The following is a 16,722-nucleotide window of genomic DNA, read 5'->3' as shown; positions in this document are numbered from 1 at the left end:
GATTTCTGACGTCTGTTTGCCGTTTGGAGCCGGCGGTTTCTGCTGATGTCCGTGGATGCGCGCCTTACCTCCTCGTGAACGCGACCGCGGCGACGATGATTGCTCCCTTGATGACGAGTTGCAGTGACGAGCTCACGCCGAGCAGCACCAGCCCGTTGTTGAGCGTGCCGATGATCAGGCTGCCGAGCAGCGTGCCGAGCACGAAGCCGCGGCCGCCGAACAGGCTGCAGCCGCCGAGGATGACGGAGGCGATGACGTCGAGCTCCATGCCTTGCACCACGTCGGGCCGCGCCGCGTGCGAGCGCGCCGACAGGATCAGCGATGCGAGGCCCGCGAGCGTCCCGGTCAGCACGAAGGCGAGCGTCGTGACCTGCTTGATATGGACGCCGGAATAGAGCGCGGCCGTCGGATTGCCGCCGGCAGCGTAGACCCGGCGCCCATAGACGCTGTAATGCAGCAGCAATATGCCTGATGTGGTGACGCCGAGCGTCCACAGGATCGGCGCCGGGATGCCGAGCACCGAGCCTTCGCCGAAGATCGCGAAATAATGCTCGTTGGTGATGATGACCGGCTTGGTGTTGGTGACCATCAGCGCCAGTCCGCGCGCGCCGCTCAGCGTCCCCAACGTCACCAGGAAAGAAGGGATTTCCAGACGCGTGGTCAAGACACCGTTGAGCAGCCCGATCAGCGCCCCGGTGCCCAGCCCCGCCACGGCACCGACGACCCAGCTGTTGGCGACGAAAGCCATGGCCAGCGATGCGCTCATGCCCGAAAGCGCCAGCGTCGAGGCGACCGACAGGTCGATCTGCCGGGAGATGATGACGAATGTCATGCCGACAGCGATGATCGAGACCAGCGTCGTCTGCCGGCCGATGTTGAGAAAATTGTCGATCGACAGGAACCAGGGCGACGCCAAGCTGAAGACGATCAGCATGACGACGAAGGCGACGTAGAGCATGTAGGGGCGCTCGCCCTGGAGCAGATGCCGCAGGGCCGAGCGTCCGCTCGGCTGGCTGGCGGCGGCTTTTGCCGGGTTTTGCGTATCGGTCATGCCGCGTGCTCTTCCGATGGCTGCGAAATCTGAATGAGGTGATGCAGGTCCTCGGCGCTGCCGAAGTCCGGCCGCGCGATCGTCCGGGTGATGCGGCCATCGACGACGATGGAAATGCGGTCGCAGAGCTGCAACAGTTCGGAGAGATCCGACGACACCAGCAGAACCCCGCTTCCGGCCGTTGCCGCGGCGCGAATGACACCGTAAATCTCCTCGCGCGCGCCGACATCGACACCGACCGTCGGCTCGTCGAGCAAAAGCACGCGCGGCCGCGGCTCGTTCCACTTGCCGAACACCACCTTCTGCTGGTTACCGCCCGACAGGTTCTTCACCGTGGTCGACGCGCCTGGCGCCTTCACGGCCAGCCTGCGCATCGCGGCGTTGGCGTGTTCGCTCGCCGGCCGCCGCTGCAGCCAGCCAAGGCGCGAAAAATAAGGCAGGCGCGGCAAGGTCAGATTGCGCTCGATCGAATGTTCGAGGACAAGGCCCTGGACGTGCCGGTCCTCCGGCACCAGCGCGATTCCTCGCCGTATCGCCGCCGCCGGATCGGTGTCTTTCAACGAGACGCCGTCCAGCGTGGCCTCGCCCGACTGGACGGGCCGCAGGCCGAAGATGGTCTGCAGGATCTCGGTGCGTCCGCTGCCGATAAGGCCGGCAAGGCCGTGGATTTCGCCGGCGCGCAATTCGAGACTGGCCCCGTCGAGCCGGTCATTGCTGACGCCTTTCAATTCGAGCACGGGCTTTTCAGAGGAAACGGCTGATGGCGCCATGCCTTGCCCAGATGCAGCGCCATCTGCTTTCAGCACAGCGTGATCCGGCCCGACGATCGCGCCGACCAATTGCCGCATATTGGTTTGCGCCGTGACGAAAGTGCCGGCGTTCTGCCCGTCGCGGAACACGGTCACCCGGTTCGAGATGCGGAACACTTCGTTGAGGCGATGGGTGACGTAGATCACCCCGACGCCACGTGCCGCGACCGCCCGGATCGCCTCGAACAGGATTTTTTCCTCATCGTCGGTCAGCGCCGAGGTCGGTTCGTCCAGAATGAGCAGGCGCACATCGCCCATCAGCGCCTTGGCGATCTCGGTCATCTGGCGATAGGCGAAGGGCAGCGACCCGACCATGGCGCGGGCATCGAGCGGGATGTTCTGCGATTTGAGGAAGGCTTCGGCTTGCGCCACCAGCTGGCGCTTTTTCAGGAAGCCTAGCCGCGTCTTCGGCTCTCGCCCCAGAAGCAGATTGTCGGCGACCGAGAGCGACTCGACCAGGCTCAGATCCTGATAGACGACCGCCACGCCGGCATCGCGCGATTGCGCGGGCGAAGAAAACGAAACAGGCTTGCCGTCGATCTCGATCGAGCCACCATCGTGCTCGTGCACACCGCTGAGTATCTTGATCAGCGTCGACTTGCCGGCGCCGTTTTCGCCAAGCAGCGCATGCACTTCACCGGACAGGATTTCGAGACTGACGCCGCGTAGCGCATTGACGCCGCCGAACCGCTTCCTGACGCCTTCGACGCGCAGCAAGGGGGTCCCGGAAACCAGCGCAGTCGAACCCGGTTCGATCATGACGCCCGCACTTCCTCCCGTTGACGCGTCCCCTACCCTTGTCGGTTCTCTTTTGAGACTTCTCTTACTTTTTTTGTGACTTTTCCATCACGTTGGGGAAATGTCAAACGGAGTCAGGCCGACGGCCGGAATGAATCCGGCCCGACCTCGCCATGCTCGGTGATCACCGCGTCGAAACCATCCATCGCCGAGAAGAAGGCGCGCTTGAGCTTGCCGATCTTGCTGGAGTCGATGACCAGATAATTTTCGCGCGCCAGGCTCATCACCTTCTGCTTCACCACCGCCTCGTGGAAATGCTCGCAGGTGGCGCCGCGCTTGGCATCGACGCCGGCGGCCGACAGGAAGGCGGCGTTGATGCCGACGCTGTTCAAAATGTCGAAATCATGCGTGCCCGAGAAAGACGCCGAGGCCGGATGATAGACGCCGCCCAGCATGATGATCGTGACGTTGGGTTTGCGGCTCAGGCGCTCCGCGACATTCATGGCATAACATATTGCCGTTATTTGATAATTGTCGGGGATGAGATCGATCAGATGGATCAGCGTCGTGCCGCAGTCGATGAAGATCGTCTCGTCGGGCCGTATCTTGCGCACCGCGTGCGCGCAGGCTTCGCGCTTGGCCGCCGCATGGCTGTCGGCTGCGGTCGCCAGCTCGTAGGGAATGTCGACCTCGATCTCGGCCGCCGCCAATATGTGCCCGCCGAGATAGGCGATCTGTCCCTGGTTGGTGGCGATGTCGCGCCGTACCGTCATCTCCGAGACGCCAAGCAGCGCTGCCGCCTCGCTGAGATGGATGACCCGCCGCTGCGACAACAGATCGATCAGCCGTGCCGTCCTTTGCGCCTTTCGAGCTGTCATGCGTTGGGCCTGTGCATCCCTGAAATGTGAGGATGTTAACAACCGCTCGCATTCGGATGCAAGCGCTGGATGCGGATTCGCCCTGCCATGGCTAATGGATGCGCTGGTTACAAAATTTCGCTTAGGCGGATTTCCCCGCCCCGAACCGCAAACCGTCCATCAACAGCTTGACCAGTCGCCGCGAGCGGTCGCGCCACTCCGGCGTATCGGGCGCGGAATAGATGCCGCCGAGCGCATGCAGCACGTCGGAAGCGTCGACATCGCCGCGGATGGTGCCGTCTGCCACCGCCGCCTCGACCAGTTGCCGCAGGGCCTGCGACACCCTGCCCGACGTGTCGGAAAACAGTGTCGAATTGGTGGTGAGCAGGATGCGCAGGCTGGTCGCCAGGCCGCGCTTGGTGGCGATGTAGTCGACGAAGCGCCGCATCCATTCCTCCAGGGCGATATCGGAGGGATGTTTTTGGGCTAGCTCGCCGGCGGCCGCGCACAGCACCTCGACCTCGCGGCGGTAGACCACCTCGACCAGATGCTCGCGCGTCGGGAAATGCCGGTAGAGCGTGCCGATGCCGACGCCGGCGCGGCGCGCGATATCCTCCAGCGAGGCACCGATGCCGCGCTCGGCGAACACGACCGCCGCCACCTCGACCAGCCGGTCGCGGTTGCGCTGCGCGTCGGCGCGCAGCGGTTTTTCCTCTGCGGCCTTCTGTTCGGCAATGTTGGCTGCGGCCAATTTTTTCTCCACGGACGAAATATGGGGCCTTGAACCCGACCGGGCCAGCCCCCACGTAATAAACGGAGGCGCCTCCGTTTAAGTGGAGTGCTTTCATCATATAGGCAGGGAACCCCGTATGTCACGCAATTCGAACCTGCAAGGTCACTGGAGACTGGCGAAGGCCGCGAAGCGCGTTGTCTCCCCCCTCGAGGGGGAGATGGCCGGCAGGCCAGAGGGGGTCGTCGCGCGTAGAGCGCCAACCTCCATCCGCCGCAGGAGGTCGCATCCAGTCGAACCAACCCCCTCTGCCCTGCCGGGCATCTCCCCCTCAAGGGGGGAGATTAGCCATCGCCTCGCCACCTCTTCCCATCAGCGTCAAGCAACTGGAGCCAGACGCCCATGACCAAAATCCCCGTCCATCTCGATATCAACGGCCAGCGTCACGAGTTGCAGCTCGAACCGCGCGTCACGCTACTCGATGCCTTGCGCGAGCGGCTCGGCCTGACCGGCACCAAGAAAGGCTGCGACCATGGCCAGTGCGGCGCCTGCACCGTGCACATGGACGGCGAGCGAGTGCTGGCGTGCCTGACGCTTGCCGCGCAAGCCGAAGGCCGCACCATCACCACCATAGAGGGGCTTGCACGGGAGGGTGAACTGCATCCCGTGCAGGCTGCGTTCCTCGAGCAGGACGCCTTCCAGTGCGGCTATTGCACATCAGGCCAGATCATGTCGGCGGTCGCCTGCATCCGCGAAGGCCATGCCGGCTCGGATGAGGAAATCCGCGAATACATGGCCGGCAATCTCTGCCGCTGCGGCGCCTATCCGCACATTGTCGCCGCCGTGCGCCAGGCGGCCCAGGAGTTCGCATCATGAGGGACTTTTCCTATCTGCGCGCCACTTCGACCGACGCCGCACGCCAGGCGGCCGCGCTGCCCGGCGCCATGCTGCTCGCCGGCGGCACCACGCTGATCGACCTCGCCAAATGCGGCGTCGCCGAGCCTGAGACGCTGGTCGACATCACCCATCTCGAAGGGCTCGACCGGATCGACGTGAACGAGCAAGGCGCCACCATCGGCGCGCTCGCCAGAATGAGCCATGTCGCCGACCACGCCGACATCAAGAGCCGCTTCCCCGCCATCTCGGAAGCGCTCTGGCAGGCGGCATCCGCCCAGATCCGCAACATGGCGACCATCGGCGGCAATCTGATGCAGCGCACGCGCTGCCCCTATTTCCGCGACCCCGCGAATTTCTCGGCCTGCAACAAGCGTGAGCCGGGCAGCGGCTGTTCGGCGATCGGCGGCGTCACCAGGGGACACGCCGTGCTCGGCACCAGCGAGGCCTGCATCGCCATGTATCCCGGCGACCTCGCCACCGCTTTGGTCGCCTTCGACGCTGTCGTTCATCTCGGCGAACGCAAGCTTCTGGTCGACGACTTCTTCCTGCTGCCCGGCACCACGCCGGACAGGGAACACGCCATCGAACCGGGCGAGATGATAACCGCCATCGAAATCCCCGGCTCCGCCGCCGCCCGCCGTTCGACCTATCTGAAGATCCGCGACCGGCAGTCCTATGAATTCGCGGCGGCAAGTGCGGCGGTCGGCATCGAATTCGAGGCCGATGGCCGCACCATCCGCGACCTGCGTGTCGCGCTCGGCGGCATCGCCACCAAACCGTGGCGTGCGCGGGCCGTCGAAGAGGCTTTGAGGGGCAAGGTGCTGGAGTCGGAAACCGTCCGCGCCGCCAGGCTGCTCGCCGTCGAAGGCGCCGTCGACCATGGCGCCAACCACTACAAGATCGAGCTCGCGCCGCGCGTCGTCGCCAGGGCCATCCTCAAATTGGGAGAGACGGCATGACCGTTCACAACATCAGACATGGTGACGCCTCCGACGGCGCGCTGGCGCAAGCCCTCGGCGGCCGGCTGTCGCGCGTCGACGGCCCGGCCAAGATAACGGGTGCGGCGAAATACGCCGTCGAGCAGCAGCTCGAAGGCCTCGCCTATGCCGTGCTGGTCGAAAGCACGATCGCGTCAGGCAAGGTGCGCGCGATCGATGCCACGAAAGCTCAGGCAGCGCCCGGCGTGCTGCAAGTGCTCACCCCTGACACCATCATCAGCCTCAAAACCGCATCGGACTGGCTTGGCACGCCGCCGCCCGACAAGCCCTATTGCCCGCTGGCCCGCGACATCACCTTCTCCGGCCAGCATATCGCGGCTGTCGTGGCCGAGACCTTCGAGCAGGCGGTGGCCGCGGCGGCGCTGGTCAAGGTCAGCTATGACGAAACGCCTGCCATCGTCGATCTCAGCGACGGCAAGGCCGGCGACGGCATTCCGATCGACGCCATGACCAAGGAATGGGGCGATGCGCCGGCCGCTTTCGCCGCCGCGCCGGTGCGCATCTGCGCTGCCTACAACACGCCGCGCGAATACCAGGCGCCGATGGAGCCGCATGGGCTGGTCGCGCGCTGGGAAGGCGATCATCTGACCGTCTGGGAACCGAGCCAGTGGCTCGACGGCATGGCCCGCACCTATGCCGAATGGTTCGAAGTGCCGTTCGAGAATGTGCGGCTGGTCTCGCCCTATGTCGGCGGCGGCTTCGGCTCCAAGGCGCTAGCGCTCAGCCACGGCGCGGTGGCCGCGAGTGCCGCCAAAATGCTGGGCCGGCCGGTGAAGCTGGTGATGACGCGCCAGCAGACTTTCACAGGCTATGGCGGCCGGGCCGCGACGCGCCAGACGGTGACGATCGGCGCCGACCGTGACGGCGTGATCCAGTCGATCGTGCATCGCGGCGTCAATGAAACCTCGATCGACGGCATGTGGGTCGAGCCGTTGGGTTCGGTCACCTCGATCATGTACGCGACGCCGAATTTCTCGTCGAAGCAGAATGTCGTGCGGGTGAACTCGGTAGTGCCGGGCGCCATGCGCGCGCCGGGCGAAAACCCGTCGGCCTTCGGCATCGAAAGCGCCATCGACGAGCTCGCCTACGAGGTCGGCATCGATCCGCTGGAGATCCGGCTGCGCAACTATGCCGAACAGGATCCGCACGCCAAAAAAGCCTGGTCGACCAGGCAGTTGCGCGAGGCTTTTGCCGCGGGCGCCGGGCGCTTCGGCTGGTCCAGGCGTTCGCCAGAACCGCGCTCGATGCGCGATGGCAACCAGCTGATCGGCTGGGGCGTGGCGGCCGGCACCTATCCGGTGCGGCGCGCCTATGGCGAGGCTGTCGTGCGCATCCTCGCCGACGGTTCGGTCGAGGTCGAAAGCTCCTCGATCGACATGGGCCAGGGCACCTACACCATCCTGGCGCAGACCGCCGCCGAGACGGTCGGCGTGCCGGCCGACGACGTGGTGGTGAAGCTTGGCGATTCCCGCTTTGCCCGCGCCGGCGTCAGTGGCGGCTCGCGGCTGGCCGGCGTGATGACGGGTGCGGTCTACAAGGCCGCGACGTCGGCGCTCGACCAACTCGTGGGCTTGGCGATCAACGACCCGCGTTCACCCTTCCACGCGCTGCAGGCCAACACGTTGGTCGTCGCCAATGGCCGCATCGGCTCGCCGCGCGGCGACGGCCCCGATGTCTCGATCGCCGAACTGCTCAAGAACGTCGGCCGCGACCGCATCGAAGCCACCGGCGACACCATGCCGGCCAATTCGACGGCCGAGGACCGCTACAAGAACTACACCACTATCGCCATGGCGGTGCCGCACACCGAGGGCGACTATTCGCGCCACTCCTGGTGCGCGCATTTCGTCGAGGTGCGGGTCGATGAGGATTTCGGCACTGTGCGCGTGTCGCGCGTCGTATCGGCGCTGGATTCCGGCCGGCTCTACAACCCGAAGCTCGCCGAAAGCCAGTGGAAGGGCGGCATCATCATGGGCATCGGCCAGGCGCTGCTGGAGGAAGGCATCATGGACCGCCGCCATGGCCGCATCGTCAACAACAACCTCGCCGACTATCTCGTGCCGACCAACGCCGACATCCCGGACATCGAGGTGATCTCGGTCGGCATTCCCGATCCGCATTCCTCGGCGCTCGGCGGCAAGGGTGTGGGTGAACTTGGCATAGTCGGTGTCGCCCCCGCGATCGCCAACGCGGTGTTCCACGCGACGGGAAAGAGGGTGCGGGATCTGCCGATCACACTGGAGAAGTTGATCTAGAAACTACCCGGTGCGGCGGGGATTGGGGTAGCCGCTGCAGCGTCGCCTAACGCAGTCGCCCAAAAGGGATCTCGGTTTTGGAAGAACGACAGGCATAAAAACAAGCACCTAAGGCGCGTCGTATGAACCCGTTTCAACACGACGCGCTTTAGTTATGCTAATATTTGTAGTTTAGTTTCAGCGCGACCTGGTCGACGTCCTGAAGGGTTTCTTTTCGTGTTCCCTTCTCATAATCCACAGCCAATGAAGTAGCTCCGGTATCATCTAGGTTGTAAGCGACTTCGGCTATCAGATCGTGGATATCTCTGCCGGAGATCGCATCCCAATAATATTTGGCGGTCCCCGTTGCGTGGATCCTATCGCGGATGAAGTCCGGCGCCCAATCAGTATCCGAAAACGGAAAAACCTGAATCTTGGCGGTAAATCCAAGCCACGCATAGTCTTCGGCCTCCAGAGCCGTGCGACCAACGTCCTGGACGTTGAGGTAGTCGGCCTCCGCGGTAAACTGCCAGTACCAATCGAAAATGTCAGAGAACCGTCTTGAGTTGCCGCCGAGATTGGCCTCAAGCCAGTATGGCGTCCAACTGGCCTCAACACCGTATGCACTGGCCTCACCTCGAAAATCAGTCTGATAGTATGGTGATACGTCAAAGTATTGAGTGTTGAACAAAGGGCCATCGAATAGCTCGACTTGCAGCTGGGTGCCGAACCTCATATCGCTCTGCTCTTTCGCCCCGTTTGTCGAGCGAGTGCCGTGTGCACTAATCCAGGGTGCGATAGCGTAAGCAGAGATGTAGGGCTGACCTACTGTCTCACCTGCTGGGCGCGAAAGGCATGGTTTGCGCCACGCGTAGCTTATTGTTCCATCAACGGAAAATGTTGAATGGCCGTTCTGTGCATCAGACAGATAGCCTATTGATGCGCCTTGAGCTTTGGCAACGGATGCAAGATTGAACATATAATTGTCAAGCTTATCACGACGGATGAAAAGCTGCTTGTCGTCACCACAAACTGTAACTGGCTTCGGCTTGTCCTTCTCTAGAATAGCTTCGATTGGGATGCCGGTATCTGCTTGCTGGGCCTCTGCGCCTTTTACAAATAATTCCGTGTCATCGTCGGGCTTGAGCTTTTTCTCCCAAGGCGGGCGAGAATATTTCGAATTCAAATCGGCCGAAGCTTTCTTCAATTCGGACGGCTCAAGGATCGCGTCGTTGTTTACATCATATTTCTTGAGAACAGGGTCGGCGTCGTGCGCTCGTATCACGTTGAGCACCTCGCCACCAATTCTCTTGGCATTTGGATCAACGTGATAGCGATTGATCAATTCGTCGCGTGTGGCTGCGGAGGCCGACATCGAGATGAAAAACAACGCTGTGCTACCTAGAAGGATGGACTTTGCCGGCATCGCGATCACTCCTTTTGAACCTCCCAGCCATGGGTTCGGTACCAGCGGACGATCGCTCCTCCGATATCTTGCATCTTTGTCGCTGCTGAAAGATCGCCCGGCGCGAGATCAAGCAGGTCGTTTTTGAACTCCGAACTATGGTTGAGTTGCGCCGCGAAGGCTCGCAGCACTTTCACCGGATCGTCGCCCTTCAGATACTGTGAAGGCGGAGCCTGAAGATCAATGAAGTCGACGCCCAAAACAGATAGAAGCCTACGATAGATTTCCCTAGCCGTGATTGTCTTTTGAATTATTCTTTCAAGTCTTAAAGAATGTGTTTTGTAGTGTGCAAACTTAAAAAGCAATAAGTCGTTATCGCTGTCTGCTTTTTTCCTACGCGCGGATGCGGCTTTCGTTGCCGAAGCGATTCGTACCGACGCAGCTTTCCCCATAACTACCCCCCAAATCGATCAAGACGCTTATCTTAATCGAAGTCATATTTTCCCACAAAGTAAGTTATACAACAAACCAATTTTACGCAAGATAAACCTATTATTGCTTGCATACCCAGGCTGTCACCAATCGTGTTGTGACGTTATCTGACCAAGGTCCAACACAAATGGCCAGCGCAGAGCTTCGAGAGCGGAGCAAAGCCACTTCAGTTTCGATGTTGGCACATCTGAGAAGCGTGACGATTTGAAATCCGATCGCTCGCCGTGACACCCGCGATTGCCAACGCGGTCTTCCACGCAAACGGGTGCGGGATTTGCCGATCACTGGAGAAGCTGATCTATGGCAGCGCCGGCAATTTACGGAGCGGTTTCCGTCCGGCGCCTTCAGCGGTGCCGGACAGCACTCAGCCGACAGGTTGTCCCTTGGCCTTGTCGGCCGGTGCGGCGCCGTTCCCGACAGCCGGAGCGGGCGGCGCGACATTGTCGTTCACGACCGCCGGATCGTTGTCCGGATTGTCGGCGTTTGACGTCTTGACGGTTTCGCCTGTCTCCATCGCATTGGCGAAGCGCTGGAGCGTGTCCGGCACAAGCCGTTCGGCAAACCCGGCAATAAAACCCCAGATCAAGGCCTTGGCGTAGTCTTCCATGGTCGTCGGCCCGAAGTTGCTCGTCAGGTCCGTGAATTCGTTGCACTTGTTGGCTCCGATCTTGCACGAGAACACGGGTATTAGATCAGAGACGGTCAGCAGTTTGCTGGCGAAGACCAGATAGAGGACCGCCGCGGCGATCGCGCCGACAACGGCCGGAACGAGCGAATAGATGAACAGATAGAATTTGGGCAGGTCCTGCAACACGGGGCTGACCAACGCCTTTGGCAGATCGTCGAACTGGTAGAGGCGGATCAGCGCGCTGAAGAAGGAGCCCAGGCAGCCGGACAGCACCACGACCGGGAAAATGCCCGGTGCGTAGCCGGCTCCGCCTTGTGCCTTCATGGTCAGGACCGCCGCGACGACGATCGCGGCGATCACGGCGATCGTCGTCAGGAACAGCCAAAGCAGCATCCTCTGGTATGCGGCAAGAATCCGCGCGGCGACCTGCTTGTCCGCGGCCAGCGCGTTCAGGTCCACCACTGCGGCCCCATTATCCGGTATCGGCTCTGCCACGGTCCCCCTCCACTTTCCTAGTGATCAAAATGATTCAAGGTCGACACAACCAGATTCGAACGCGTCCCCAGCCAGTCCATTTCGTCCTGGTTTTGCAACTGCGTAGCGACCACCCATGAGACCGCCAGCGGCTTATCTCCGTGCGCCAAGGCCTCTAAGGCGCGCTGAATGCAGTCGTGAGCTGATGTGGTCAGTCTTTGTACGTGCAAAACCGGGGTAATCGTCCCATCGAGGTGAAGTTTGATGGAAAAATCACCAAGATAGGTCGCGCAAAGCAGAACATTGCTACAGGGCCCGTGATCCGACCAGGCCCAGTTGACGTCGGCCAACACCCTGGAGGCGTCAGCCGTATCGTCAGCCAACGCTCGGCCGTGAACGACGGCCATCAATGCCAATGACAGGCTCGTTAAGATCAATTGTCGCGACAGAAGATGCGTCATTTTCGTCGGGCTACTGGCTGTCGAGGATCGACTTGATCGTCGTATAGAAACTGCGCCGCAGAATGACGGACTTCCTCACCTTCGGCTTGCTGCTGGTGATCGTTCCGCCATAGAGGCGCCTGATGATCTCATCGATATTCCTGGCATCGGCCAAGGCATTGAATGGCTTGTAGTCCCTCCAGTACCAGGCGGTCGCCTGTATGTTCGTGCCGATGTCCTTGATGATCAGGTCCGGATTGGTCACGAGGCGGTCGTCGCCGAAAACCGCGCGGCTGCATGAGACGTAGGTTGCTTCCCAGGTAAGCTGATGCATGCCGCGGCCGTAATAGCGTCCGTATGGCATTCCGTGCCCCCTGCCATATTCTTCGAACGTCCGGAAATAATCGGTCTCGATGACGGCCTGCGACAGGAACGCGATTTCCCGCAGGCGCGTACCGGCATCGGCCAGCAGCATCGCGCGATTGAGCGCGTCGGCGACGACATCCAGATTGAGCTGCGAGCGGATATGAACGCCGCCACAGCGGTCCATGATGGTCTGCAGGAGGGCCTTGTCCAGAGTGACGAAGCTGCCTGACGGCGATGATGGTTGCGCCGGCTGCGGGAGGCTTCCATCCGCCTGCTCCGGTCGAAGATAGGACAGCAACACATGACCATCCGCGGCGCCGTAGCCGTTCTGGTCCACCTGCCCCCAGAACCCTTCCCGCTTCAGAAGGTGGACACGTGTCCCCAGTTGAAGAACGCCGACAACCGCGAACTCCGTGCCAGGACCGGCTCGCAGGTTGAGGCCGTCGCGCGCGATCGTCACATAGACATCGCCTGTCGCAATCGGCGTCAGGCTTGGCGGCAGCGGCGGCGCCGGCGGCTCAGCCTCCATCGCGCCAGTTTCGTCGTCGCCGACCCCGCCATCGGCAGCGGGGAGAGAACCATCCTCCGCTGTCGTGTCATCCAGCATATTGGCCATTCTTTCCCCACCGCCAATCTGAATTTTCAGTCTATTGTACGGAACTCCAAAGTAATTTCATCCGAAAGATCGATGCGTCCGCATCGGATTGCCCCGAATACGCATCGAATACAGTCACGAATAACAAGCGCTCGCCTCGATTCAATCAGGCGTCGACGCTTTCGCGATCAGTCATGTCTGACGGGCTTGGATTCGGTAAGCGTCATCTGCCTGGCCACCGCGATGGCAGACGTTCGCAAAATCATCAGCGAACTGAGTGACGATGCTCCCCAATCGTTTTATTTTTGTTCTCGCCCAACTTCTACAATACTACTCTACTCAACTGGAATCGAGTCCTATTTCCAGCCGTTCTGGTAATTTTTTCTTGAGAATCCTGCCTTGGAGGCCCTGGAAGCCCGCTTCCTCTTGTCCTGCCGGCGATCTCCCCCACAAGGAGGGAGATAGCCGCTTCACCGCCTAGCCTACCCCAGTCCTACCACTCCAACCCGAACACGAGCTTGCCGAAATGCAGGCCGCCGGCGGCCATGTGGGTGTAGGCTTCGGCCGCCTCGTCAGGTGAAAACACCTTGTCGACGACCGGCTCGATCCCGGCAGCGCCGATGGCGCGGGCGGCATCGCGAAGGTCGGACACCGACCCGGTGTTGTTGCCGATCACCTTCAGCGCCTTGATGATGATCGGCAGCAGGTTGACCGTGGCCTCGGCGCCGGTGACGAAGCCGATGGTGAACAGCGTGCCGCCGGGCGCGGTGGCGTTGATGGCGCGCGCGAAGGTGGCGGTGCCGCCGGTCTCGACGACGAGGTCGGCGCCGAGCCCGCCGGTCAGTTCCAGCACCTTGCCGTCCCAGTCCGGTGTCGCGCGGTAGTTGATGAGATGATCGGCGCCCAGCGCCTTGGCCCGCTCCAGCTTCTCGTCCGACGACGAGGTGATGATGACGGTGGCGCCGGCGGCTTTCGCCAGTTGCAGGGTGACGATCGAGACGCCGCCGGTGCCGAGCAGCACGACCACCGAACCCGGCCCGATATTGGCGGCGCGGATGGCGTTCCATGCGGTGGTGCCGGCGATCGGCAATGTCGACGCCGCCTCGAAGGACAGATGCGCCGGGACCGGCACGATCGAATTGGCCGGCAGCGCGACATATTCGGCCAGCGATCCCGGCAGCGAGATGCCGCGCATCTGCGTCATCTCATAGGGCCGCGGCGGGCCGCCGATCCAGCGCGGCTTGGCATGGGCGACGACGCGATCGCCGTTGCTTAAATTCGTAACGCCCTCGCCCAGCGCGACGATCTCGCCGGCGCTGTCGGCGACGGGGATGAGCGGAAAGCTGGGGCCGGGATAATTGCCGCTCGCCACCGCGACATCGACGAAATTGAGGCTTGCCGCACGCTGGCGGATCAGCACCTCGCCGCGCTGCGGTTCGGGGGTGGCGACAGTGGCGGCGCGGAAGGCGTCGAGCCTGGGTTGGCTCAGTTCGATGGCTTTCATGGTTTTCACTCCGGTTGGATGATTGATGGTTGAGTGAACCTATCTGCTGCGCTATTCCTGGATAATCGCTCCATTTTGAATTTGAGTAATGCGAAACACGCAGCAATCCCACGAACCGGCGGCGCTTGCCGAAATGGCGGCCTTCGCGGCCATCGCCGAAGCGCGCTCCTTCACCAGGGCGGCGGCGCGTGTCGGGCGCGACGCGACCATCCTGTCGCGGCGCCTGCAATCGCTGGAGGAGCGGCTGGGGGTCAGGCTGCTGCATCGCACGACACGCAGCGTGTCGCTGACCGAGGCGGGCGCCGAATTCCTGCTGCGCGTGCGCGCCATCCTCGCCTCCGTCGACGAGGCCGAGGCCGCCGCGTCGGCGCATGCCGGCGGCGGCCCGCGCGGCCTGCTCCGGCTGGCGCTGCCTGGCACGTTCGGGCGCATGTGGATCGGACCGCTGCTGCCGCAATTCCTTGCCGAATTTCCCGATATCCGCATCGAAGCCGAATTCTCGAACCGCTTTGCCGATCTGGTCTCCGAGAATTTCGACGTCGCCGTGCGGCTCGGCGCGCTGGAGGATTCGCGCCTGGTGGCGCGCAAGGTGGCGACGCGGCGCCGGCTGCTGTGCGCCGCCCCCGCCTATCTCGCCCGAAGAGGCAGGCCGCGGACACCGCAGGCGCTGCTCGAACATTCCTGCCTCGGCTTCAGCGGCTTCCAGACCTTTCCGGTCTGGGAGATGACCGACCGCGAGGGCCGGCGCGCGCGCGTCGAGGTTTCCGGGCCGTTGGTCAGCGACGATGCCGAGGTGCTGGTCGAGGCCGCCGTGCAGGGCCTCGGCCTGATGATGAGCACCGACTGGCTGATCGGCCGCGAACTCGCCGACGGACGGCTGGTGCCTGTCCTGGAGGAGTGGACGCTGGCCGACGAAGGCGCGGTCTATGTCGTCGTGCCCTCGGCCAAGGGACAAGCCGCCAAGACCCGCGCCTTCGCCGACTGGATCAGCAAGCGCTTCGCGCCGGAGCCGCCCTGGCGGGTGTGAAGGTGCTGATCTCCCCCCTTGAGGGGGAGATGTCGCCGAATGCGACAGAGGGGGTCGGCACGTCCTGACGCGACCTCTTATCGCCGACAGAAGAGGCCGGCGCTCCACGCGAGACGACCCCCTCTGGCCTGCCGGCCATCTCCCCCTCGAGGGGGGAGATTACGCACTCTTCCCCTGCCCCTTCATGAACTGGCTGAGCAGATCCACCGGCAGCGGGAACACCACCGTCGACGAGCGCTCGCCGGCGATGTCGTGCAGGGCTTCGAAATGGCGCAGCTGCATGGCCTGCGGTTCGGCCGCCAGCATGCGGCCCGCCTCGACCAGTTTCGCCGCCGCCTGCTGTTCGCCATCGGCGTTGATCACCTTGGCGCGCCGCAGCCGCTCGGCCTCCGGCCTGCTTGGCGATGGCGCGGATCATGCTTTCGTTCAGGTCGACATGCTTGATCTCGACATTGGAAACCTTGATGCCCCAGGCATCGGTGCGCTGGTCGAGTATCTCCTGGATATCGCTGTTGAGCTTGTCGCGCTCGGCCAGCATCTCGTCGAGCTCGTGCTTGCCGAGCACCGAGCGCAGCTGGCGCGACATAGCCGATGACGGACACCGGCGAAGCCAGGATGTGGTGCTTTGGCGAAGTCCAATGGGCAGCCGACGTCAGCGATTTGCAGACGTGGCCAGGCACGCAACCTTCCCTCTCGAGGAGGAAATCCGCGGCTTCGGCGGTCAGAATTTATAGGCGATGCCGATGCGGATATCGTGCGTCGTCAGCTCGATGGCATCCGAATTGAAGGGAGCCCCATCGAAAGTCGAGTGGCGCACGGAGGTGTGGCGGCCGAAATCGGCAAACCGGTATTCGCCGCGGACCAGCCAATTGTCGGTGACCGCATATTCCGCGCCGGCGCCCAGCGTATAGCCCGCTATCGTACCCTTGGCGTCGGCATAGGCAACGCCGCTGGGAAGATCCACCGTGGCGTGCTTGTAGGACCCCACCGCCAGGCCTGCGGCAACAAACGGCAGCCACCGATCCATCGCGTAGCCGGCCCGCAGGCGAACGGATCCGACGGAATCCAGCTTCAGCACGCCGCCAAAGGCAGGATCATCGACGCCGAGGGCTCGATACAGCGTGGTGTCCTTCACCCTTGCGAAGCTGTAGTCACCCTCGACGCCAAGAACCAGCCCGCCCTCGAACTGATGGTTGAAGCCGGCATACAGGCCGCCAAACCCGCCAGACGGACTGTAAGCCCAGCCGTAGTCGTCGAAGCTGCCCGGGGCGAAGGTCTGCCCGACCCTTGCATCGCCCCAAGCGTATCCGGCTTGCGCGCCAATATAGGCGCCGGACCAGTTATAGGTGGCGGCAACCGGCAAGACTTCATTGGTATCCGCCGCGCAAGCCATGCCGATCGGTGCAAGGATTAGGGCCGTTGCGAGAAGAATGGTTTTCATCGTTTGTCTGCTGTTCCGAAATATTGCGTTTCCCCG

At 62.6% G+C, this 16,722-nt stretch carries 15 protein-coding genes and 1 pseudogene; 4 read left to right on the top strand and 12 right to left on the bottom strand.

Annotation, left to right across the window (positions count from 1 at the left end):
* Nucleotides 1–64: 64 nt before the first annotated feature.
* The 4 genes from JG746_RS14630 to JG746_RS14615 form a co-directional block, all read right to left on the bottom strand.
* On the bottom strand, nt 65–1,051 hold the full coding sequence (locus JG746_RS14630) for an ABC transporter permease (RefSeq protein WP_202358768.1): 987 nt from the start codon (nt 1,049–1,051) through the stop codon (nt 65–67).
* Nucleotides 1,048–2,619 (bottom strand): sugar ABC transporter ATP-binding protein, encoded by a 1,572-nt coding sequence (locus JG746_RS14625; RefSeq protein ID WP_202358767.1) that lies wholly within the window; start codon nt 2,617–2,619, stop codon nt 1,048–1,050. Before JG746_RS14625 ends, JG746_RS14630 begins: the two co-directional genes overlap by 4 nt.
* 113 nt (nt 2,620–2,732) lie before the next feature.
* Nucleotides 2,733–3,476: a DeoR/GlpR family DNA-binding transcription regulator gene (locus JG746_RS14620; RefSeq protein WP_202358766.1), complete on the bottom strand. Its 744-nt coding sequence runs from the start codon at nt 3,474–3,476 to the stop codon at nt 2,733–2,735.
* Nucleotides 3,477–3,597: 121 nt separating this feature from the next.
* On the bottom strand, nt 3,598–4,218 hold the full coding sequence (locus JG746_RS14615) for an SbtR family transcriptional regulator (RefSeq protein WP_202358765.1): 621 nt from the start codon (nt 4,216–4,218) through the stop codon (nt 3,598–3,600).
* 369 nt (nt 4,219–4,587) lie between these two features.
* Here JG746_RS14615 and JG746_RS14610 point away from each other — a divergent pair, with 369 nt between their 5' ends.
* From JG746_RS14610 to JG746_RS14600, 3 genes are read left to right on the top strand one after another with little or no spacing between them, the layout of a single operon-like run.
* Nucleotides 4,588–5,061 (top strand): (2Fe-2S)-binding protein, encoded by a 474-nt coding sequence (locus JG746_RS14610; RefSeq protein ID WP_202358764.1) that lies wholly within the window; start codon nt 4,588–4,590, stop codon nt 5,059–5,061.
* Nucleotides 5,058–6,041, top strand: coding sequence for an FAD binding domain-containing protein (locus JG746_RS14605; protein ID WP_202358763.1), 984 nt, complete (start codon nt 5,058–5,060; stop codon nt 6,039–6,041). Before JG746_RS14610 ends, JG746_RS14605 begins: the two co-directional genes overlap by 4 nt.
* Nucleotides 6,038–8,335 (top strand): xanthine dehydrogenase family protein molybdopterin-binding subunit, encoded by a 2,298-nt coding sequence (locus JG746_RS14600; protein WP_202358762.1) that lies wholly within the window; start codon nt 6,038–6,040, stop codon nt 8,333–8,335. The genes JG746_RS14605 and JG746_RS14600 overlap by 4 nt, the downstream gene beginning before the upstream one ends.
* A 157-nt stretch (nt 8,336–8,492) precedes the next feature.
* Here the strand turns inward: JG746_RS14600 and JG746_RS14595 are convergent, their stop codons facing one another.
* The 6 genes from JG746_RS14595 to JG746_RS14570 form a co-directional block, all read right to left on the bottom strand.
* A complete protein-coding gene (locus JG746_RS14595; protein WP_202358761.1) occupies nt 8,493–9,740 on the bottom strand; it encodes a hypothetical protein in 1,248 nt (415 codons plus the stop codon).
* Between the two features lie 5 nt (nt 9,741–9,745).
* Nucleotides 9,746–10,171 (bottom strand): hypothetical protein, encoded by a 426-nt coding sequence (locus JG746_RS14590; RefSeq protein ID WP_202358760.1) that lies wholly within the window; start codon nt 10,169–10,171, stop codon nt 9,746–9,748.
* A 404-nt stretch (nt 10,172–10,575) separates the two neighbouring features.
* On the bottom strand, nt 10,576–11,334 hold the full coding sequence (locus tag JG746_RS14585; protein WP_202358759.1) for a hypothetical protein: 759 nt from the start codon (nt 11,332–11,334) through the stop codon (nt 10,576–10,578).
* Nucleotides 11,335–11,351: 17 nt separating this feature from the next.
* Nucleotides 11,352–11,774 carry a hypothetical protein gene (locus JG746_RS14580; protein WP_202358758.1) on the bottom strand — a complete coding sequence of 141 codons (423 nt, stop codon included), beginning with the start codon at nt 11,772–11,774 and terminating at the stop codon, nt 11,352–11,354.
* 10 nt (nt 11,775–11,784) lie between these two features.
* The gene (locus tag JG746_RS14575; RefSeq protein WP_202358757.1) at nt 11,785–12,735 is read right to left on the bottom strand and encodes an SH3 domain-containing protein; all 951 of its coding nucleotides are present in this window, start codon (nt 12,733–12,735) and stop codon (nt 11,785–11,787) included.
* 472 nt (nt 12,736–13,207) lie between these two features.
* On the bottom strand, nt 13,208–14,218 hold the full coding sequence (locus tag JG746_RS14570; protein WP_202358756.1) for a zinc-dependent alcohol dehydrogenase family protein: 1,011 nt from the start codon (nt 14,216–14,218) through the stop codon (nt 13,208–13,210).
* Nucleotides 14,219–14,306: 88 nt separating this feature from the next.
* Between JG746_RS14570 and JG746_RS14565 the strand changes: the two genes are divergently transcribed.
* Nucleotides 14,307–15,245 (top strand): LysR family transcriptional regulator, encoded by a 939-nt coding sequence (locus tag JG746_RS14565; protein ID WP_244730809.1) that lies wholly within the window; start codon nt 14,307–14,309, stop codon nt 15,243–15,245.
* 159 nt (nt 15,246–15,404) lie between these two features.
* Here JG746_RS14565 and JG746_RS14560 read toward each other — a convergent pair.
* Nucleotides 15,405–15,819: pseudogene (locus JG746_RS14560) on the bottom strand (SPFH domain-containing protein); the annotation flags it as partial.
* 147 nt (nt 15,820–15,966) lie between these two features.
* Nucleotides 15,967–16,686 carry an outer membrane protein gene (locus JG746_RS14555; RefSeq protein WP_202358755.1) on the bottom strand — a complete coding sequence of 240 codons (720 nt, stop codon included), beginning with the start codon at nt 16,684–16,686 and terminating at the stop codon, nt 15,967–15,969.
* Nucleotides 16,687–16,722: the final 36 nt, after the last annotated feature.

It is taken from the genome of Mesorhizobium sp. 113-3-3 (assembly GCF_016756495.1).
Taxonomy (GTDB): Bacteria; Pseudomonadota; Alphaproteobacteria; order Rhizobiales; family Rhizobiaceae; genus Mesorhizobium.
The sequence above is the reverse complement of the archived record's forward strand: the minus strand, read 5'-3'. Positions and strand labels throughout refer to the sequence as shown.